This window comes from Clostridium sp. Marseille-P3244 (assembly GCF_900120155.1).
GTDB lineage: Bacteria > Bacillota > Clostridia > Lachnospirales > Lachnospiraceae > Mediterraneibacter.
In genome coordinates this window covers 1702646-1725317 of record NZ_LT635549.1, presented here as the reverse complement: position 1 = coordinate 1725317, position 22672 = coordinate 1702646, and the positions used below count along the sequence as shown (strand labels likewise).

The following is a 22672-nucleotide window of genomic DNA, read 5'->3' as shown; positions in this document are numbered from 1 at the left end:
CTTATAATCTGTCAAACAGATCTTCGATCTTTTCCTTCTGTTTTTCCATCGTATAGTTTTTAATATGCTGGCGGCATGCTTCTCTCATTCTTCTGTTGGTATCTTCATCAAAAACGATATTTGTTATGGCCTCCTGGCATTCTTCCACATCATTTACGATCACACCGCATCTGCCGCCGTTACTTAGTTCTTTCACCCCTCCTACCGGGCTGCTGACAAATGGGATGCCCAGTGCCAAACCTTCCATAAATACGGTTGGGAACCCTTCCGAACGGGACATCATACAGATCGCTTTGCTCTGCCTGATGAGAGAATATGGATTTTTCTGATATCCTAACAAAAAAACATACTCCTCCAGCCCCCACTCCTTGATCTTCTCAAGCAGTTCTTCTTTTTGTTCCCCCTGCCCCAGATAATACAGACTTATCTTTCTGCCATTCTGATGCATCCGCCTGATAACTTCCAGCAAAAGCAGAGGACGCTTCGCTTCCTCAAGCCTCCCGATAAAAACAATCGAATGTTCCCTAAGCGCAGCCGGAGCCTCCTGCTGCGCCAGCCGCTCAATCCGTCCTACATCTATTCCGTTGTAAATAAGTTCTATCCTGTCTTTAAATTCCGGGAACAACTCACATATCGACTGCTTCGTATTCTCGGATATGGTCACAATCCTGTCTGCTTTTCGATAACTTCTTTTCTGCAGCATCCGCTTGATTTTTTTATTTTTCAGATCATAGACATCCCCATGATTCCATTCTATCACCCCTGTCTCTGGTGTTTTCTTTACCAGAAAAGACGGAATCTGATAATTAAAGGAGATTTCCAGATCATATTGATCGCGGATATACCGCTTTCTCAGAATACCCGGCAGAAAGTGGACCAGGAAATATTTCAGGCCTTTCTCCAGTCTGCCTGCCTGATTCATGTCAACGATCCCCTTACAGACCCTGACATGGGACGGAGTCTCCTCTTCCTTCACACCGTAATCGGCATATGGCTGTATGGTAATGTCATATTTACCAGAATCCAGATTCATTACCACATTACTCAGTACTTTCTCTGCTCCCCCGCCCAGCGAATATGAATAGATCACGAACAATATCTTTTTCACTCAGAGACCTCCAACTTTTTTTGATAATGGACAAAAGCACTTACAAGCCATGCAAAGATCACTGCCGAAAAAATCCCGTTAAACAGATGTCCTGCCATATACGCCAGCACACTGACCCCTCCCAGGGAAACTGCAAAAAAGGCATTCTCATATCTGAAATGCGTTTTTATTCGTCTCAGAATCTGGATGACTGCGTAAAGAGCACAGATATAATAAGGGCCCAGTAACAGAAACGTGCCCGCATACCCAAACCAAATATTTTGTCCTGTAAAGTCTCTCTCCACATAAGGGAATCCTGAAGTATAACCTATCCCAAGCCATCTGTCGTATGGGTTATTATTTTTTTCCAGAACCGCTTCATAGATTCTCTCTTTAAATTGACGATAGTTTACCTGATCTCTGTCTTTGCTGATCACAGTGTCAAACCAGAATTCAAAATTGTCTTCCACATCAAACAATTTCACAAATTCTTCGGATATACCATAGCTGTACGGATATTCTTCGATATCTTCCGCATACATTTTTACTACTTTTTCATCAAAAATCCCCTTATCCAGATCCGCTTTAAATTTCTCCATCTCTTTCCTGCGGGCCTTCTGCTCATCGGTTTCTTCATAGGCGTCGCCTTTCGCCCCCTGAACGTCGATAACCGGAGAATGCACAAAAAGCAGCACAAAACATACTGCCACGCCCGCCAGCTTGAGAAAATCTTTTCGTTCAAAAGGGAACTGTTTCAGAATCCCGCCAAATAGTATCGCTATAACCGGAGAAACAATCAAAATCAGCATTCCGCCCAGAGCGGCCACCCGAGTACCCACCATGATCATCGCGATCCCCTGTATGATTACGAGAAGATAGTTTCTTTTTTTCCGATACTTCAAAGCCTGCATGATCACAAAAGGGTATAACATGAACAGGATCACGCCGATCTGATTTCCCATGTAAAACCAGCCTTTACTCGTCATATAGGCCGGATTTTCCATATCAGGATTGATAAACCACTCAATAATGTTCCTGGTGATAAACTGATTGGTCTCAAGGGAACTGGCATAGGATATGAAGGATACTTTGAAAAGATTTGTGACAACGATGATTCCACTGATCAGGCCTGATAATATATTGATTCCTTTTTCAAAAAAACCGGTCTTTATTTTTACACACAGGAACATATAAAATACAACAAGAGGCAGTAAATACACTCTCAGCATATAATAAAGTTCTTTGAAAGCGCTGATATCAGCTCCGTTCAGAATACTTTCATCAAACTTTGAAATATTCCAGATATGCAGGATGCAATATCCGCCCAGAAGTACTCCGTATATCACAACCGGCAGAAAATATTTGGGCTGTTTTATATATTTGACCACAAACAAAAAGATCAGATACGCTATTGCCAGCAGATTGATCAGTTCAGCCAGTGAAATACCTGCTATTTCTATCGTGTTCTCAAAAAAAACTCGGTAAATATCTACAAACGGCTGCAGGATCACAAATCCCAGCAGCTGCAGTGAAAAATTTTTATCGTTTATCAGTCTATCCATTCTGCTAATTGCTCCTTTTTTATGCCTGTCCATTCACTGTATGGAATAAAACAAAACTCGATATCTTCCTGTTTCTCATAATAAAACTTCAGACCTATTTTCCATCCATGGGGATCGTGCAGATAATCGCTGTAGGGGAACTCCGGCACCATGATAACCGTGTCTCCTTCCTGCATCCGCTCAATAATATAAGAATCTCTTTCCTGCTCCACTTCTCCGATGTTAAAAAAGATATACAGATAATAGGCCGTTACGCAGGCCGTCAGGACACAGGCCGGCGCGGCAATCCTTCTGAGGTTCCAGTGCTCTTGCTCAATAATATATGCCACTATGTTCAAAAAAGCAAGTCCTGTAAAAATATAGGACGCATAAAAACATCTCGGTCCCACCGGAGTTACGAACAACAGCGGACCTACTAAAACAAACGCGGAAATCAGAAAAAACAGGCTCCTGCTCCTTTGTTCTCTTTCCTTTACACACAGTATGACTGTCATCATTACACTTATAATAAACAGAACAAACATCAATACATCTAATAAGAAAAACGCCGTGTACGCCTCGATCTTCTCATCCCATTCCAGAATATTCGCGAAAAAGAAATATGCCGATGTGCCCGTCAGGATACAACTGTTGATGATCCTCAAAATACGGGTTCTGAGATCTTTCTCTCTGGCATTTCTGTAAAGAAGCCAGAAACATACAAGGAGTACCATGATCAGGAGCAGAATATTTCCCCGGACCGTATATTTCGAAATCTCACACCAGTTTTCCCGTGCCGCCTGGAAAAGCCCCGCAATCCCGTCCGGTGCTTCTCTGTAAGTATCCGTGCCTGCTGTTACCGTCCGGTATACAGGCGAAGAAAACATCAGCAAAGTTCCCGCCGCGGCTCCCAGAGTATGAAACAAAGCAACGGCAGATACTCTCTTCTCCTTCCGGATATAAAAAATATTTATTGCTATGGACATAATCAGCACATAGATCGTAACATTTTCCATAAACAGCTGACTGCACACTCCCAGCAAAAATGCGCCTACAATCTTCAAGCCTTTCCATTTCGCTGTCCTTTCACTGAACTCTTTCTGTACCATGACCAGGTAAAATAGGACAAGCATGACCGGAGGCACATAGTTGAAAAATCCGAAAGTCCAGGAGTAAGTTTCACTGAATATAGCAGTCGGAACCGCAAGTACATACAGATATGACAGCAAATATCCGGCCTTTGATCTGATCCTGCTGTTCTGATACACGAGGATCATTATAAGCCATATAATAAACGCGCGGACAAAGGCTCTCCCGATTCTGGAATGCATAACCAGCAGCACCGTTGTATTTCCCAGGATGCGTCCATTTGTATTTTCCCAGTGCCATACCGCCCATTCAATAAAAGAGCGAACAGATGTTATATAGTCATCGATTCCGTAAAAATCATCTCCCACAAGCGGGAAATAATAGGCTATCATGAACAGCGCTCCAAGAAACAGGAGCAGCATGACGAATACAGCGCTCTGTTCCCGGCTTCGTTTTTTCCACTTATCCATTATTAGACCTCTCCTGGCTCTGCTTATCTTCCGGTGCGCTTATATAGTGAGCTTTTCTGAGATAAGGCTTCATAAATATACAGAACATTGTAAAAAGTACAATGGGCAGCTCCACGATGGTCAGCGCATAATCCATATTCAGCGGGATAAGCAGCGCTGCCCATATGCCCAGAGTAAAAAAGGATATCTTCTGTTTAAACAAAAACAGTAAGACCACGATAAAAGTAAAAAGAAAACATAAGCCTACAGGAATGGAAAAACAAAGCATCTGGTTCAAAAAATAATTGTGGCAGTTAAATGCCTGGAATGAAATTCCCGGTACATCAAATCCCACAAGTCCAAGCGCGGAACCAAGTCCGTTTGGATACTCTTTCAACATATTTACACTGTTCAGCCAGATGGGGATCCTGCCTCCCAGCGTAGAAAGATTACGCTCTTTTAACATAAAAAGCAAAAGCACTCCCCCGGCCACTATGATCGGAAGTAAAAACAGCAGATATTTCCATTTGAACGCAGAGATCTTTGAGCGCAGGAAATCCAGCAGAAGTCCGGCAAAGATCAGCAGAGACGCAATCAACGAAGTATATGTATGAGAGATCACAAGACCGACCATCAATACAGCTATACTCAGAAACAATCTGACCCTGCTGCGGAACCTGTCTCTGTATGTGACCACCAGGCCAAGAAAAAGCACCAGGATAAACGCATACTGGCTCTTATGCAGAAAGATCCAGTTAAATCTTCTTTCATAATAGTCCGGGTTTATCTCCTGAAGGCTGATCTGCCCGTTCAGGAAGGAGACTCCTCCATATCCCAGAAAATAAACTATGATCCCGATGATATTCGTGATCACAATCACCCAGATAAAAAAATCAATCAGTTTTCCATCATTAAAATAATCCTGTTTCTTTGAACCGATCAGAGCGCAGAAAAACAGAAGCGCGATGGTAACATTAATCTGGCTGCCATACATGCCCAGATACCGGCTGTTAATGTATAGTGACGCAATATTATATAAAAGAATTCCACACAGAATCAGACACAGATATATTTTATTCTGTGCAAATGAAAAATTTTTCTGTATGGCAGTCACAATAATAAACAACAGCACAAAAACGTTTGTCAGCATAAAATCCGGATAGTACTGGCTGCCAGTACTGGATGTGAAGATCGGGCAGATCAATGACACGACGATCACCAGCTTCAGTATAAGCTCGGATATTGCCCCGCTTCTTTGGAAGTATGAATTCATTTGTATTCCTCCGCTTTGTCAATATTACTTTCCTGGACAATAAAGCATGGCCTTTTTTTCACTTCAAAGTAAATGCGCCCGATATATTCTCCTATGATGCCGATAGACAGCAGCTGTATCCCTCCCAGGCTTGTGACCAGCAGAATCGTCGTAAAATATCCGGGAGCGTCTATTCCATGAAGTAAGATCTGGATAAACAGATAAACAAGATAGATTATGCTGATCCCTATAAAGATCCCACCCACATAAATACATATCCTCAGGGGTTGATTATTGAAGGAAAGAATTCCGTCCACGCCATATGACAGCAGGCTCTTAAAAGACCATTTCGACTCTCCTCCGGCACGCTCCTGGTTTTCATATTCAATATAGGTCTGATTAAAACCGATCCAGGAAAAAAGACCTTTTGAAAACCGGTTGTTTTCCTTGAGGCCCAGCAGCGCATTGACCGCCCTTCTCGATAAAAGCCGGAAATCTCCTGCTCCGTCCACCATCTGCACATCAACCAGTTTATTTGCCAGCTTATAATAAAGTTTTGCAAACAGGATTCCAATTTTGGAATCCCCGTTCCGGTTCCGCTTCGCTATTACCTGATCATATCCTTCTTTATATTTTTTATACATTTCCGGGATCAGTTCCGGAGGATGCTGGAGATCCGCGTCGATGATGACCGCGCATTCACCCATGCAGTACTGCAGTCCGGCCAGCATGGCAGCTTCCTTTCCGAAATTACGGCTAAAGGAGACATATTTGATCTTCGGATCGCCGGCCGCAAGCCTTTTGACAGTCTCCAGAGTATCATCCCTGCTCCCGTCATTTACAAAAATCAACTCATAATCAAACGCCTGGCCAGAGACAGCATTCTTTAAAGCTTCTGCTGTCCTGCCGATCACCTTCCCTTCATTGTAGCAGGGTATAATGACTGATAATAAATCCTGCATTGGTCTCCTCCTTTTTACTCCTGTTCAATCCCTGTAACGGAATCCACTTCATAATACTTTGCCACAGCTATATTAAACCAATATACGGAATCTTCTTCTATATCCAAATCAGCCAGCCCATACTGAGCGGAATATTTTGTGGCAGCTGTAATACACGGAAGTTTCAATTCTTCAATCCCGTTCTTTTTCTGTTCAGCCGCCAGCGCATCCCTCTGCCTGTGCTGTACATAAGTAGAATAAATATCATATCCGCCATGAAAAAACTGTACGCCTGAAAACAGAATCAGGATCCAGCATGTACTGACAACGGCCGCAGCAAACCGGTCTGTTTGAAAATTCTCCAACAGGACCCCGGAGGCTATCAATAAAAATAACGTTGGCGCCAGCATATTTCTTTCCGGATAATATGCAGCCACGATATGCATAAAATTAGTAATCAGACTTGCGAAGAAAAACAGGCAGGAAACTTCAATGTTTTTCTTATACCCAAAAATAACTGTACATGTCAGCAATACGATAAACGCTATGACAAGCCACGACAGATGGGCCATATACATGTCCATTGCCTCAAGAAAATTTTCAGCATATCCGCTTAATCCCTCAGAAGCCACCTTGTTTTTTAACGTCCCCGGCGCCAGCATCATGGCCAGAAATCCTGCGCACATAAACCCTATGCCGCTTATCATATATAAGGGTATCTTTCCCTTTTGTACTGCTTTATAAATTATAAGCGCCGTGGCTGAAATGATAATCGTGCCAAACGAAACCGTCTCAAGCCAGTTCCCCAAAAGCAGCCCTGCCGCCGCAAACAGATATTTGGGGGCCGGTTTTTTCAAAACATCCTCCCCATCGCGCATTAATCTGATATATGGATACAAATACCAGAAAGCGAACGTGATCCCCCATAAATAATTGCAGGAACCGTCCAGCCACAGCATCGTCTGACCAAATGCGGGGACAAAATACCACACGGCTGCAAATATGCCTGTCATCCCCAGAACATTTATTTTATTGTTTCCGAAGATATATTTGTATAGTATCAGATTCAGGAACAAAAAAATGAATGTATTGATGATGTCAAATACATATGGCGGAAAAAGCAGAAACAGCTGGACAAAGAAATGCGGAACCAGCCGTCCGTTCATTGAAAACGCATGCGCATACATAGATGGAAATATATCCAGTATACTTTCTATCCTTCCGGTTCCGGCAAAACTGTTCATGTACGAATAATCGTCAGCCGTAAAAGATGTGCATCTGTTGAATATAAACATAACCGCGGCGATAAAGAGCAAAACAAGCCAAAAAAACACTTGATTTTCATTAAGTTTTTTTAATGAGAACAGTCTATCCTCATTTCTGTCCTTGCTTATTTTACGTTTCATAAATGCAGCCTCGTTTAAAGATATCATTTTATTCGCTTCCCGTTAAACCAGTCAACATATGGAAATATATCATAAATTTTCCTTCCCGTCACCCTGTTTTTGAATTTCCAGCAATATCCGACAGATCCTTCCTCCTCAAATCCCGGAATATAATATGCTGATTCAAGCTCCGGGTACGGCTTGTAAGTAAATACAACTTTATTTTTTATTTTCAGAGAATTAAAAGCTTTCAGATCTTCATAAGTACATCCGTCCCGCTCTGTCATGATCACGAACAGATTGTCCATATTAAGCCTTTCTGATCTTTCCCGCCACTTATGCGCGGCTTCTTCCTCAGTTTTATAATGCTGAAAGTAAATCCTGATGTCCTCCAGCTGTCCGACAGGATAAGGCCGGGTATCATCCCTGACAAACTCAATATTTAATTTTCTGTAATATTCAATATCTGAGAGCTATTTTATAAAATCTCCCGGTTTCAGCCAGAGATTGATAAACGGAGAATTAAACCGCAGTCCCAGGTCATGCAGGATAAAACCTCCGAGACAGTTGCTGGACAGCAGAGAAAAATCTTTGTTATCCAGCCTTTCTCTATTCTTTGTATTGATTCTTTTCCTTAAAAATATATTGATCTTACTCATTTTAATCGTATAAATATGAAAAATAATCTGTGTCCAGAACGTCCCAGCTGATATTAATCTTTTGATTTATCATTGCGGACATCTCTTTCACATAGTCACTTTCCTCTTCATTTTCTGCAGGTTTCCAGTAAATTGTTCCATCATACCACGAAAGATCAGAAAACACCACCCAGCCCGTATACTCCGGATCAAACGCGTCATATCCGAAACAGTATTTATAATCCAAATCCAATCCGAACAGATTTGCCAGGGTCGGAAGGATATCTGCTGTATTCGTTACTTTTGTAATTTTTTCTGCTTCGGCATCCTGACTCCATATAAAGAAGGGAGTATTCTGGAGTAAATTCGAATCCGAAGTCCCTTTTAATTCATATAAAAGTTCCTCGTCAATTGTGGAATACGAATAATGGTCAGAATAGAAAATCAACACTGTGTCCGCAAGCAGACCGCTGTCTTCCAGCTTCTGGATCCGATTTCCCACAAATACATCTGTTTCCTTTGCCTGTGCAAGCCCCGCAAGATAGGTAGCATCCGTTATCTCCGCATATTCCCGGACTTCATCCAAATGTGCCTGAGCAGCGCTTGTCTCCTCAGAAAAAGGCCCGTGACCGGAATACGTGATTATGAAATCGAAAAATGGCTCTTCCTCTATCATTAAATCAAACCCGTTGGTCATCTGAGAATCCATTGTATAATCGTCCATATCCATTTCTATATAACTGTAATACGCCTCATAACCAAATATCGCATGTGCCGTTTCCCGGTTATATATCGTTCCGGACGCTCCGTGAAACGAATTGGCGCTGTAGCCTGCGTTCCGGAACAGATTTGCAAGCGAATAGGGATAAGAATTCTTTGTGTAAATATATGTGCTGTCCCCCGTTGACCTGGGTATCCATCCGGTATTAACGATAAATTCTGTATTAAATGTTTTTCCTGTTGCAAAGGCCGGAGAATAATGATTTACAAAATCAATGCTTTCTTCCCTCAGCGCATATAGATTGGGCATATTCTCTTCTGTAAGCATCCACTGATCTATATTTTCCAGCTGGATCAAAATCAGATATTTTTCCTGGAAGATCCCCGTTTTTTCGTTACTGTTATGTTCATATTCCAGATTTGCAAAATATTCATCAAGTTCTTTCCACACCTCTTCCTGCTCTATATGTTCGGTCAGATTAAAGCTTTTGCAGAAATCCCGAAATGTATACTGATACAGGCCTGACATCAACAGGCATTTCGGCGTATCAATAAATTCCTCATAGATGAGCGATACGTTTGTCGCCGCATCCCAGGCCATCGCGTCATTATCATCAGAAAACTGATGCTCTGAATAAAAAATCCCTGCCAGGCCTGTCGCCATTATCAGAAGACCCGCCAGTATTTTCGGTATTCTCCTCTTCTTTTCCGTATTTTTTTCACGCCCGGGTACCAGCCAGATTCCAAGAGCCATTAATAACAACGATATTATGACGCACGCAACGATAATCTTTCTGATATGAATATAAGAAATATCCAGAAATTCTATTCCCTCTCCTGCAAGCGACAGATCTGAAAAAGAAAAAAATTTGTCAAAAACATTTATGTATGCTCCATGGACGATTGTCAGAATACTGTATATCCCTGCAGTAATCCCCATAAATATCTTCTTGATCATCCCGGGCAGTATACAGATGATCCCACATAAAAGGAAACACCAGCCCAGGACAAAAAAGAGCGGTATCTTGTCATACAGATTCAGAAGGCTGTACGAAATGTTTGTCCTTCTTAAAATAAAATCCAGTAAAAAATAGCTCAAAAAACAAAATACCAAATAGAATGGAGCGGCCATCTTCCGGATTTTCCTTATGATTTCCACATTCAATTATCTTTTCATCTCCTCAGTTCGCCTATACGTTTTCGCCCCGCCCCGAATCGCCTTGTTCCGGAAATATACCGAAGCCTTCCCCGGTTGAGTTTCTATAGTTGCATTTAATAATAGCATTTTGATAAGATAGTGGACAGCAAAGAAATTTCTTTGCTGTCCAATCTATCTTTATGTTCTCTTTAAATGAATATCTTAGACTCTTTTTATCACCACATATTAATAGTATGAACTCGGAAGCGCCTCTGTCCGCACTACAACGCCGTTCTTAATATACTGGCGGTTTGCAGCCGCACTCCTGCTTCCTGTCCACCAGGAATTGATCTGGATATAATCAAACCAGGATGGCTGAATCCCCCAGACTTCAGCATACAATGTATTTCCTGACACATAGGTTACAAATTTTACTGGATAATTATAATCATTTCTGATCTTGAGGTCATTTGTCCCATAATTTACCATTGCGTCCTGCCCGATCGGGACATAAGTTGACGGCACAGAGTGATTCGACCGCTCCACGATCGTCAGCCCGGCTCTGATCGCAGCACCATACAGTGTTGTACTTGCCTGACATATCCCGCCTCCATATCCGATGCCGCCGACTACTCCTGCCGGAAGATAGCCCTGAGCAGCTCCGCACGGCCCTGCCACCCCAAAGAATGAAAGAGTCTGTCCCGGCTGTATCACAACCTGATTAAAACTTAAAAGAGCTTTGGTCATGTTATAAGTACCGTTGTATGTATTCGTCGAAACCGTGGAAAAGACAGCTATTCGTCTCGGATAGTTCTTCACTCTTCCCGCGCTGTCGAACTCATACTCCACTCCATCGATTACCATGGTACAGTTTGTCACCAGATGTCCGTTGCTGTCATAGTAGTACCGGTCATTTCCCTTGTCTCTCCAGCCGGTATGCATCTTCCCGCTGCTGGTAAAATAGTACCAGTAGCCGTCAATTTCAAGACCAACGTTTACTGCCAGTTTCCCGTCTGACTGATAATAATATTTTCCCCCGTCTTTTGTCCTCCACCAGTTTTTCATCATTGTTCCGGTACTGTCAAAATAATACCAGTAACCATGATCTTTTACTCCTGCATCAAATGCCTGCCGACCATACGGATCAAATCCGATAACCTTTCCATTCTCTGTCATCAAGCCGCGATATGCCGCTCCGCTGCTCTGGAAAATATACCGATACCCATCTATCACGGTGTCCAGATTTTTCACAAGCCACCCGTTTTCGTCATAATAGAACCAGTCTTCACCCTTCTGACGGAACTCGCTCTGCAGGCGGCGGCCGCTGGATGAAAGATAATACCATTTCCCTTCAATCTCTATCCCCTGGCCTGTCAGTAGATGGCCGTTTTCGTCATAATAATAATATCCGTCTCCCTTTTCTCTCCAGCCTGTCAGTATCTGGCCGTCTTCTTTAAAATAATACCAGTAACCGCCAATCTTCAGGCCCTCTCCGGCGGCGCGGCTCCCGTCCTCTGTATAATAATACCTTCCGGTTTCTGTCTCATCCCAGCCCCGGTATGCTGCCCCGCTGCTCTGGAACTTATAATGCTCCCCGTTAATGTCCAGCTCTACATTTTTTACCAGCCAGCCATTTTCATCATAATAGAACCTGTCCTCACCCTTCTGACGGAACTCGCTCTGCAGGCGGCGGCCGCTGGATGAAAGATAATACCATTTCCCTTCAATCTCTATCCCCTGGCCTGTCAGCAGATGGCCGTTTTCGTCATAATAATAATATCCATCTCCCTTTTCTCTCCAGCCTGTCAGTATCTGGCCGTCTTCTTTAAAATAATACCAGTAACCGCCAATCTTCAGGCCCTCTCCGGCGGCACGACTTCCGTCCTCCGTATAATAATACCTTCCGGCTTCTGTCTCATCCCAGCCCCGGTATGCTGCCCCGCTGCTCTGGAACTTATAATGCTCCCCGTTGATATCCAACTCCTCGTTTGTCACAAGACATCCATTTTCATCATAATAAAACCAGTCCTCCCCTTTCTGGCGGAACCAGTTGCACATAGAAACACCATTTTCATTAAAATAGTACCACTCTTCCTCAATCTTGATTCCCTGACTGGTGACTTCCGTCCCTTCAATATAATAATGCCTTCCGTCACTTTCTTCTACCCATCCATTTAAAACGGTATCCGTCTGTTCTCCCTCCATGGCATTGACCGTAAAACTTCCTGCTGACATTAACGCACAGCACAATAATATACCTGCTATTTTTTTCCTCATTTCTTTTCCCTCCTTATTTTATGTATTTTTAAGGTATATTTATAATATAATGGATTTCCAGTTTCAAACTGCTTTTTCTCGCACTGCTCTATTAATATACCGCTCTGATACAGTACGCATTATAAATATCTTCGGACACCCGACAGATATGTGCCTGTATCCCACCACTCATAGTACTCTACACTTTGTATGATCGTCCCGAAGTTTTCATTCAGTGAATGCATCAGCATGCCGTCCCCAAGGTAAAGTGCCACATGGCTTGCATATATATCTGACGAATATACAAGGATATCTCCCGGTTTCCATGATGCCATATTCGACGGATCCACCCAGGTTCCACCGGCCGCCTGATCATATGAGACCCTGGGAATGCTTACTCCCAGATAGCCCAAAGCCCATTGAGTAAATCCGCTGCAGTCCCATCCCATTGGACTCGCTCCGCCGCTCACATAAGGAACATAGGTGTATGCCATAATCTCAGCTATCTTTTCGTCAATGGGAACGATCCAGCTTCCGTCACTTGCAAACTGATACTCCTTTCCATCGATAATAATAGTCGTACCGACAACCAAGTGCCCCTGTTCATCATAATAGAACCACTTGCCGCCTTTTTCTCTCCAACCTCTGAGCATGGCTCCGGTATTCGTAAAATAGTACCAGTAGCCGTCAATTTTAAGTCCCTTATTTACTGCCAGGCGTCCGTCGGAATCATAATAGTACCATCCGCCAGCTTTGTCTCTCCACCAGTTTCTGTATATCTCACCGGAGCTGTTTCCATAATACCAGTATGCTCCGACTTTTGCGCCCCTGTCCTGAGCTAAGCGGCCATATTCATCATATAAATATACTTTCCCGTCTCTGTCCAGCAGTCCGGCAAACGCAGCGCCGGATGACTGGAATATATAATGATATCCATCTATATCCATCTCTGTATCAGAGACCAGATGCCCGGATTCATTATAATAATACCACTTGCCTTCTTTCTGCCGGAATTCATTGCAAAACATGGCTCCTGAACTTCCAAAATAGTACCAGTTTCCGTTTTCATTCAGACTCTGATTGACAAGCAGCCTTCCCTCATCATCATAATAAAACCAGTCTCCGCCTTTCTGACGCCACCAGTTTGTCTGCAGTATGCCCGACTCGCCAAAATAGTACCAGTAATTGTCTATCTTTATCCCTTCATTAGCTGCCCTGCTCCCATCGTCCGTATAATAGTATTTTCCGTTTTCCGTATCATACCATCCATTATGTGCTGCTCCGCTGCTCAGAAATTTATAATGTTCTCCATTGATGATCAATTCTACATTCTTCACAAGCCAGCCATTCTCGTCATAATAGAACAGATCTTCCCCTTTCTGTCTGAATTCACTCTGCAGACGTCTTCCGCTCGATGTGAGGTAATACCATTTGTCCTCCAGTTTGATTCCCTGACCGCTCAAAAGATGACCATTCTCGTCGTAATAATAATAACCTCCTTCTTTTTCCCTCCACTCTGACCGATACATCAGACCGTCACTGCCAAAATAATACCAGTAACTGCCCTCTTTTATACCCTCATTCACCGCACGGCTCCCATCCTGTGTATGATAGAACCTGCCCTCTGTCGTCTCATACCATCCCTCCAGTGCCGCTCCATTGCTTTTGAAAACATAATATTCTCCCTGAATCATGAGTTCGACATTTTTGACCAGGCAACCATTCTCATCATAATAAAATGTATCCTCGCCTTTCTGTCTGAATTCATTCTGAAGCCTTCTCCCGCTTGTAGTAAGATAATACCACTTATCTCCGATCTGAATCCCCTGGCCGGTCAAAAGATGGCCATTCCCGTCATAATAATAGTAGCCCCCTTCTTTTTCTCTCCACTCCGCCTGATACATTGCACCGTCACTGCCAAAATAATACCAATATCCATCTATTTTAAGACCTGTGTCACAGACCGGATTCCCGGTTTCATCATAATAATATGTACTGCCGCCTGAAGTGACCCATCCGGTCTGTACCGCATATGCCTCAACAGTTCCGTATACACTCTCCTGATCCGAATTGGCAGATGGTATCTCCAGAAGGCCATCAGATTCTGCCGTCTCAATTTCCTCCTCAGGCTGCTGTCCCGAAATAAGAGTATCTTTGCTTTCTTCTGAACCTGTAGAATCCTGGCTTTTCTCTACCTCTGGCACCTGCGTTCCATCGCCGTCCGCATAGCTGTCAATACTGTCAAAGCACAGTACCATGCTCAACAGAAGGGCTGAAATAAAACATTTTTTTCTCCACTTTTTCATTTTCTTTTTCTCCTTTTGTCAAATTATATTTAATGCCCATCCTACGCTTTTTCTATACAGTAACCCGTCAGATGACTCTTCAAGTATTCGAGTGTACGCCTACGCTCTTTTTCCAGAAGCATATCCACTTCCCTGTAATCAATTTCCTGATCCAGGATCTCCGGCAGCTCCTTGATATTATCGACTCGGCGGCTCTTCAAACCCAGTTTTTCCAGCAGATATCCCAGCTTTTCCTGATTTCCATATCCTTTTGCATCTTCATCTCTTCTGACCAGAGTTGCAAATTTCCTATGGTTTATGACAGAAAAAATTGTTCCGTGGAACGTATCCGTGATCACATAATCCGCATGTTTAAAATAGGAAAGCATTTGCAGAGGTTTACAGTAAACATATTCATCACAGAAAGACTGCTCTCCGCTTATGGCTATTAATTTCTTGCCGCGGGCCCGGGCAAAATCGCATATGGCCCTTCCTTCTTCCTCCGAAATACGGTTGTTGTAGGCATATACAATGATATACCCTTCCTCCGTTACCATATCCTGGATATCTTCCTGAAAATCATAGATCAGAACCGGATCCAGATTCAATTCAGGTTCTTTACCAGTCAGAGTTTTTACGATCTCAAAAGAATTCCGGTCTCTCACTGACAATGCTGAAAACCCTTTCAGTAGACGCTGTACTTCTTCCCTGATCTTGTTTTTCTCCAGTTTCTCCAGAGTAGTATTCCCAAAAGATGCCGCGTAGCTGATAACCTTTCCCGCACGGTTCTCGGCACCAAACAATTGTCTGGAAAATCCAACCCCATCACCCTGAGTACAGTTAAAAACCTCATCGCTTCCGATCACCAGAACATCCACTTCCGTTCTGTACTGCCTTTCTTTGGGTACGCCAAGCTCTCTCAGATATTGTTTTTCAAACGTTTCTATAAAACGGGAAAACTCCGAACTTTTCTCACTCCTGAACATACGTATCAGTTTATTTTTCCCTATTCTGATCTTTCGCCATATACTTTTCAGGACTCTGTAATACTTGTTTGCCTTTAAAGTACCGATTACTTCTGCCGGAGGTTCTGTTTTATAATCTACAAATACAACTTTATGCCCCAGTCCCTCAATTAGTTTCTTCAGCCCGTAAGCCTGCAGATAGGAACCGTAGTTCCGTATTCTCTGCATTGTCATGATCCCTATCTTCAATGGTTCCACCTCTGATATTCCTTTACTTTTTCCACAGTCGACAAAGACCTTGCCCTAATGCCGTCCGCTTCAGACAATATTTGATCTTTTCCTTTCGGACCGTCTGCTTATAAGCCTTCGTTTTCCTGAATGCACGGTCATAACCCACCTCTGGATAATAGTCGCAGAAAACCTTCCTGTCATGCAGATCGGTCTGCATTGGCCGATTCAGCTGATCATTTCCCGAGACTGCCTCAGCCAATTCTCGTTCCTCCCAGATAAAAGAATCCTTGACCCGTTCAAATAAAGCCTCGCCTTTTTCCGTATTTATGATTCCCACAGATATCGGACCTTCATATTCCCGAACCAATGTTTCTTTGTTCAGGCCCCAGAAATCTCCGATTGTGATATCGGATACCCTCTTTGTTGACGCATATGGACATTTATAACAATTCTCTCTGTAAGTCAGTCCCTGTAAAAATCCATAATAATATTCATCTCTTTTTGCCCTTGCAGTATAAATTTGTCTTCCTGAACGGTCCGAAAGGGTAAGGATAAAGCCGCCTTTGTCACGGAAACGGATCTCCTGCAGCTTCTCTTTTTTATATTTCTTCAAATGATCCTGCAGGTATTCAATCGGCGGTGTCCCATGGCAGATCAAGTCGATCAGCAGGAGATTGTCATATTCCTTTTTCAAATATCCTTTTACTCCTGCAATCTGACAGGGCACACCGATCACCAGCACTTTTTTTCCATCTTCCAGCCTCTTTCGAATCTGTTGATAGCAACAGGTAAGATCACTCTGAACATATTTTGACCCTTTTATCGTCTCCAGATCTTCCAGTGTGCTGCATTCCGTAAACTCCAGTTCCACAGCTTCATTGAACCTGCATCCGAAAACATGTCCTCCCTGTTCAATGATATGCCTGGAAATCAGTGTCGCTACTCCGCCGGAGGCACATCCTGTGATCTTCTCTCTATCCTTCGCCTGCATGGCATAGCATTTCCCTTTCGCCTGTTCCGGAATAAAATATTCCTGATTGATCGGGCAGGTCTTTACACAGAGACCACAATTAATACATCTGGAAGCGTCGATCTCCGGAATCCGACGACTGAGTTTATCCGTCATAAAATCTACTGCCCCTGCCGGGCAACAAGCCACGCATGCTCCGCAGCCGCTGCACATACTCAAATCTGCTATTTCCATTAATGATTTCCCTCCTGAGTATTAAGCCACTCGATATAATCAAACTGATCTGCATACTGATACAGTCTTTTTCCTGAATAGGAAACAATGTCCGTAATAATATTGACGCAATTCCCGTCTTTGTTTTTTGCTACCTGCCTGCAGCACTTTAAGTCAGGATATCTCTCTCCTGTAAAACAAACTTTTCGATAAGGAAGCCGGGAGAATTCTTCCAGCACCTCGCGCCCACAGGCCCATCTCTCCCTGTCCGGCGGTATGAAATCCCGGTCTGTCATCATGACATATATATTTTTATAATTTATCCTCTTTTTCCGCTCATCCCATTTTTCCTTTGCCTCTTCGAATGAGCTGTAATGTTTCAGATATAAGACCAGGTCATCCAGTTTTCCCACCGGATATGGGGCAGGATTTACTGTTTCCACCAGTTCGGCAGACAGATAATGTTCCAGATTGCTCATGAACTTCACAAAATCTTCCGGCCGCATATACAGATTAACTGTTGGGGACAAAAATTGCAACCCCATATCATGGCTGATCACGCCGCCAATACATGTATTGGAAAGTATTGTAAAGTCTGTATTGCGCAGTTTTTGTCTCTCGTGCCGGTTTCTCCATTTTTCTCTCACTAATTTCCCGACATTCTTTTTCCCGAACATCCGAACTGCTTTTATTTTTATTTTCCTGAGGACGCGGTATGGCAGTGTAAGGAACCTCCTGATCCGGGCACTGACGGTGTCTGCTCTGTTTTTCCATATGATCTTTCCGATCACTTTTCTGGATGCAGTCTCAAACCCAAAGGCTTCATATGTGTCTATAAACTCTTTTCTCAGCGGATGCAGAGGTGAGGGCTCTCTCAACTGAGAATTCACCGATACAGCTCTCTCAAGTGTGGATCCGACAGCATTTATCTGACCTTTTACCGACTTAAAAAATTCCGTTCCCTTCTTTGTATTCAATAATATCATGGAAATTCCCAGCTCCCCCGGCGCCAGTCTTTTGTCATTTCTATATCCCCAGAAATCTCCGATCGTAATGTCCGCGCATCTCTCTGTCCCTGCATATCTGCATGTATAGCAGCTGTCCCTGTAGAAAAGCATGGAGGTGTAACCCGCATAATATCTGTCATATTTTGCCCTGCATTCATAGGCAGACTCGGGGAAAACGCATCTCAGCCGGAAGATATTATTCTCTCGGAAAGAAATATCCTGAACTGCTGATTTTCTGTTTTTTTCCATTTCCGCTATATATTCTTTAAAGTAAAGATGAGACGGCATCCCATGACACAAAATATCCACGGTGATGAGATTATCATATTTTGCAGCAAGGAAATTCAGCAGTCCCGCGATCTGGCATCCCATGCCGATAAACAGCACGTTTCTTCCGCTCTTAAGATCATCCTGTACTTTCAGATAGATATCCCCCATCAGGCTTCCCACATACTTGGATCCCCTGAAGCCTTCTATATCGTCTCCTGGCTCTTTCCTCTCAAAGACAGCCAGCTGTTCCCCGTTAAATGCCACGCCGTAAACAATGCCGCCTGCCTTCAGGAACTGCTCATAGAACACTCCCGCGATGCCTCCTGACGCTCCTTTTGCCCTCTCCTCGTCCTGTTTCCCGCACGCCGCAAGTACCTGCACAGGACTGTGCAGATCGACCGGATTCAATTCTGGACACGTCCGAGCACATCTTCCACACTCAATGCAGCGTTCCTTCTGTATTTTCGGAAGAAGGTACCCTCCCCGTCCGGTCTTCATCGCGATACACTGCACCGGGCATATATTGGCGCAGGCTCCGCAGCCTGTACATTTATCTGGATCACAAAGTTTTGCCATACTCATTCACCGTGCTTTCCATACTTTTTTTCAGCAAAGCAAGAGAGTTTTCTCTCATTTCAGAGATCCTGCAGTTCACTTTTCCATAGTCGATCATCCGCTTCTGCAGAAGTTCCTGAATTGTACTCAAATCTGTACTGTTTTCTATAAGCCTTTCTTCCATACCCAGCCGAACCAGCAGATCGTTCGTCTTAATGCTGGCCGGAAGGCTGACAAACTGCTTCTCATTCAAAACTGAAAAAATCGTTCCATGGAAGGTAGTCGTAATCACATAATCGGCCTCTTCGATTATCCTGCAGAATTCCAACGGACCGCACATGATATTATAGTCAGCCCAGCTGTAATAAAAGCAGGCTGATACCGTCTTCAGGCCATTGGCACGTGCAAATTCCTGGATCTTATCCTGAAGTTCCCGGCTGATGGAATAAGAATAGATCAGCAGATAGGATTCAGAAATATATCTTGATCTCTTCTCCGTGCTCTTAAATATTGTTCTGGGAACGAGAAAAGTAGGATCACAGACTGTCTCCGGTATAAAACTGCAAATTTTTTCTATAATACTCTGGGTCCTGGTATCTCTTACCATAATACTGCGGATCTGCCGGATGTCCTGAACAAGTTCCGGGTATTTGGTGATATCCTCATATGTCGCTCTCCCAACACTGACCCCGTAAGCAACAGCCTTTGTCTGTCCTCTCCCGTAAAAAATCGGATTCTGGAATGAGCGTACCTGAACATTCCATATCTCATCGCTTCCAAGGACAACGCAATCCATCTGATCCAGTTCTTCGCCGCTGATCTCCCTGAAAACTTTCTGGTCTTCCAGAAATGCCTTCCACTTTAATATGCCACTTTGTCTGTTTTTTAACGTCTGAACCGGGTGCCTGATCAGCTTTTTTAAAGAGATTGCCGGAATATAAGTGCCTTTGACAAATTCTTTCCTCCGGGTCACTGCGAAATATACCTCATGTCCCATGTCCTGAAAAACTCTCTGAAGCGCATATGCCTGAAGGAAAGACCCGTAATTATTCGAATCGTGGACGGTCACTATCCCTATTTTCATCTTTTTCTCCCTATCTTTTCTCTTAACAATACCAGAAGTTTTTTTCGTTCCTCTCTGCTGAATACAATATAATAATTTACTGCATAACCGATAATTCCACAAAATGCCGCCATACAGATCAGACTGATCCAGTTTGATATCGTATAAATACTTAAAACAAATCGGAATACCACAATCATAAGCACGCTGGAAACAATGCCTCTAAGCAGGGGAGGATAAAATGTCAGCATATGTTCTTCTACATTATGCGCTGCATATATTGGAACAAAAATCAACACCCTGAATAGCAGCAGCACGGAACTCACTCCTGCTACGGCATATATTCCCAGATCCGTGGTATTCAGCAATATATATACGATGATAAGGTTCAGCACCCCGATCCCGCAGGAAACCAGAACAGGGATCTTCAGTTTACATGTAATCGTATTTACATTATACAGAGGATAGATGTATACACTGAAAATTGTCGGAAGCAGGGTCAGTATCGACAGGATCTGTACCTGCATTACTTCGGCTTCTGACAGACTGCTCATCCAGAGAGTATAAAAAGGCCTGCCAAATATGACAAATCCGATAAGAGGCACAGAACACAGCGCTCCACACACTCTCATTGCAAAAGAAGTCTCCTGCAGAAAGGCTTTTTTATCTCCTGAGGCATATATAATCGTCATCCGCGGTGAAAAAACGTTCGATACAGTCCCTATAAATGACAGAAGCTGTGTGGGGATAGATTTTGCAATGGACAACATTCCCATTTCTGAAGAGCCAATGAAAATATTGGTGATCAGGAGATCAAATCCATTCAGCAGCAGCTGGCTCAACTGATTAATTGAGTTCCAGATTCCGACTTTGACCAGTTCTTTTACATATCTGGCTGAAAAAAGACTTTTCCTGATCCGAAGGGAAGGTGTCAGCTTCTTCATATAGTACCAGTTGAAGATTGCCAGACAGACGGCACAAATGATAGAAGCCAGGCCGACATACCATATATGCGGCTGAAAAAAAGAAAAAGCTATAACCAAAATTACTGCCCGCAGAATATAATTTTCCAGCGAACGCCTTGCAGACAGGTCCAGACGGTTTGACGCAAAAAAGCATGTCTGGAATGTATTTGTGCCCAGCTGTATCAGAAACCCAAGAAACAGTAAAAACCAGAGGATCTTTATGTCAAACATATGCTGTACCGGCACTTCTATCAGATACTGCATAAAACAGCAGAGCAGAGCAGATGGAATAAGCAGTACTGCTGAAATTACAACATTGCAGATCGTAACAGAGGACAGATACCTGTTTGCCTCTTCCGGTTCGCCTCTTACCAGCTTTACCGTCACATAACGGCTCAGCATGGCATTGAAAGCAACCGTAAAAATCTGGGCATAGCTTGTAAAGTTATTTGCGAGGCCTACAAACCCGTATACTTCCTTCCCGATCACATTGACAATGTATCGGGACAGGAAAAAATTTATGCCCAGATTGACTATAAAACTCAGGAGCTGGGCAGCCATATTCGTCACAAATCTTTTTTTGTTTCCCATATGTGTTCCTCTAATTTTTCTTTAACCTGGAGGCAATATGTCTCAAAGTCCGGAGGCCACGGCTTTCGTTATCACTGTAATAACATTCGGCCGCTCCCATCCATCGCTTTATTCCAGTAAAAAGTCCGTATACTTTTATCCATTTGTCAATCCGGCGGACTGCCCGTTCACTGTTTTCATAAAAAAACTTCTTATCCTTGATCTTCTCTACCCAAAATGGCCTTTCCTCGCTGTTGACCTTCCTCAGCTGCAGTTTCATCAGTTCACTGAATACGATTTCCTGAAAATACAGCATTTCCGATCTTTCATGACTTCGGAGCAGATAGGCATTGTAGCATTTGCTCAGTTCAATAAACTGGTCCAGCCTTGGCTCTTTTTTACTTTTTCCCATAATAGACGTCTGTCTATATAAATAATAGTATAAATAATCCGGAATAACCTGGACACTGTGACAATAGAAAAGATAATATAAATTAAAGCAGATATCCTCCGAAAATATCTTCGAATTATCTTCAAAACTTATTTCATGTTCCCGGATAATGTCTGCCCTGTATAACTTATTCCAGACACAGTACCCCATTCTGTATCCCAGGTATTCTCTGATGGACAGATTCGTCCGTTTTCCTCTCCATCGGTATTCTTCGGGCCTGAACGTAGTTTTTTTCTCATCACCGCTGATCTCGTCGACAGTCACATAATTAAAGCAGACAAGATCAGTCTGTGTCGTTAAATATGGCTGCAGAGCTGTCTCCAAAAGTTTTATATCCACTAAATCATCACTGTCAAAAAAATAGATATACTCACCGGACGCCACTTTCAGACCTGCATTTCTGGCATCCGAAAGTCCGCCGTTTTTTTTGTGGATCACTCTGATTCTGGCATCTTTTCCCGCAAACTCATCTGCGATATCCCCACAGGCGTCAGGAGACCCGTCATCCACCAGAATAATCTCAAGATTGCGGTACGTCTGATTGATGATACTCTCAACACTTTTCACTATATATTGTTCTACTTTATAGATCGGTACGATCACAGAAACAAGCGGTTTCTCTTTCATCATT

15 protein-coding genes and 1 pseudogene are annotated in these 22672 nt (G+C 43.2%); all 16 read right to left on the bottom strand.

Annotated elements, in window-relative coordinates; translation table 11 throughout:
* Position 1 precedes the first annotated feature (1 nt).
* Positions 2 to 1108 carry a glycosyltransferase gene (locus BQ7367_RS10050; RefSeq protein WP_083588921.1) on the bottom strand — a complete coding sequence of 369 codons (1107 nt, stop codon included), beginning with the start codon at positions 1106 to 1108 and terminating at the stop codon, positions 2 to 4.
* Positions 1105 to 2649 carry an O-antigen ligase family protein gene (locus tag BQ7367_RS10045; protein ID WP_072525311.1) on the bottom strand — a complete coding sequence of 515 codons (1545 nt, stop codon included), beginning with the start codon at positions 2647 to 2649 and terminating at the stop codon, positions 1105 to 1107. The genes BQ7367_RS10050 and BQ7367_RS10045 overlap by 4 nt, the downstream gene beginning before the upstream one ends.
* Positions 2637 to 4187: a DUF6056 family protein gene (locus BQ7367_RS10040; RefSeq protein WP_072525310.1), complete on the bottom strand. Its 1551-nt coding sequence runs from the start codon at positions 4185 to 4187 to the stop codon at positions 2637 to 2639. The genes BQ7367_RS10045 and BQ7367_RS10040 overlap by 13 nt, the downstream gene beginning before the upstream one ends.
* Positions 4180 to 5439 carry an O-antigen ligase family protein gene (locus BQ7367_RS10035; protein ID WP_072525309.1) on the bottom strand — a complete coding sequence of 420 codons (1260 nt, stop codon included), beginning with the start codon at positions 5437 to 5439 and terminating at the stop codon, positions 4180 to 4182. The genes BQ7367_RS10040 and BQ7367_RS10035 overlap by 8 nt, the downstream gene beginning before the upstream one ends.
* Positions 5436 to 6380, bottom strand: coding sequence for a glycosyltransferase family 2 protein (locus BQ7367_RS10030; RefSeq protein ID WP_072525308.1), 945 nt, complete (start codon positions 6378 to 6380; stop codon positions 5436 to 5438). The genes BQ7367_RS10035 and BQ7367_RS10030 overlap by 4 nt, the downstream gene beginning before the upstream one ends.
* A gap of 14 nt (positions 6381 to 6394) precedes the next feature.
* Positions 6395 to 7654, bottom strand: coding sequence for a DUF3329 domain-containing protein (locus tag BQ7367_RS14350; protein WP_235837619.1), 1260 nt, complete (start codon positions 7652 to 7654; stop codon positions 6395 to 6397).
* A gap of 134 nt (positions 7655 to 7788) precedes the next feature.
* Positions 7789 to 8403 (bottom strand): annotated as a pseudogene (locus BQ7367_RS10020) (DUF1919 domain-containing protein).
* A 1-nt stretch (position 8404) separates the two neighbouring features.
* Positions 8405 to 10201, bottom strand: coding sequence for an LTA synthase family protein (locus BQ7367_RS10015; protein WP_159431651.1), 1797 nt, complete (start codon positions 10199 to 10201; stop codon positions 8405 to 8407).
* A 285-nt stretch (positions 10202 to 10486) separates the two neighbouring features.
* On the bottom strand, positions 10487 to 12517 hold the full coding sequence (locus BQ7367_RS10010) for a VanW family protein (protein ID WP_072525305.1): 2031 nt from the start codon (positions 12515 to 12517) through the stop codon (positions 10487 to 10489).
* 119 nt (positions 12518 to 12636) lie between these two features.
* Positions 12637 to 14802 (bottom strand): C40 family peptidase, encoded by a 2166-nt coding sequence (locus tag BQ7367_RS10005; protein WP_072525304.1) that lies wholly within the window; start codon positions 14800 to 14802, stop codon positions 12637 to 12639.
* A 41-nt stretch (positions 14803 to 14843) separates the two neighbouring features.
* Positions 14844 to 16004, bottom strand: coding sequence for a polysaccharide pyruvyl transferase family protein (locus BQ7367_RS10000; protein WP_143142982.1), 1161 nt, complete (start codon positions 16002 to 16004; stop codon positions 14844 to 14846).
* 13 nt (positions 16005 to 16017) lie between these two features.
* Positions 16018 to 17181: a Coenzyme F420 hydrogenase/dehydrogenase, beta subunit C-terminal domain gene (locus tag BQ7367_RS09995; RefSeq protein WP_072525302.1), complete on the bottom strand. Its 1164-nt coding sequence runs from the start codon at positions 17179 to 17181 to the stop codon at positions 16018 to 16020.
* On the bottom strand, positions 17181 to 19013 hold the full coding sequence (locus BQ7367_RS09990; protein WP_159431650.1) for a DUF1919 domain-containing protein: 1833 nt from the start codon (positions 19011 to 19013) through the stop codon (positions 17181 to 17183). Before BQ7367_RS09990 ends, BQ7367_RS09995 begins: the two co-directional genes overlap by 1 nt.
* Complete coding sequence (locus BQ7367_RS09985) at positions 18997 to 20076, bottom strand: polysaccharide pyruvyl transferase family protein (RefSeq protein ID WP_072525300.1); 1080 nt, start codon at positions 20074 to 20076, stop codon at positions 18997 to 18999. Before BQ7367_RS09985 ends, BQ7367_RS09990 begins: the two co-directional genes overlap by 17 nt.
* On the bottom strand, positions 20073 to 21611 hold the full coding sequence (locus BQ7367_RS09980; protein WP_072525299.1) for a lipopolysaccharide biosynthesis protein: 1539 nt from the start codon (positions 21609 to 21611) through the stop codon (positions 20073 to 20075). Before BQ7367_RS09980 ends, BQ7367_RS09985 begins: the two co-directional genes overlap by 4 nt.
* A gap of 10 nt (positions 21612 to 21621) precedes the next feature.
* Positions 21622 to 22671, bottom strand: coding sequence for a glycosyltransferase family 2 protein (locus BQ7367_RS09975; RefSeq protein ID WP_207647043.1), 1050 nt, complete (start codon positions 22669 to 22671; stop codon positions 21622 to 21624).
* Position 22672 lies beyond the last annotated feature (1 nt).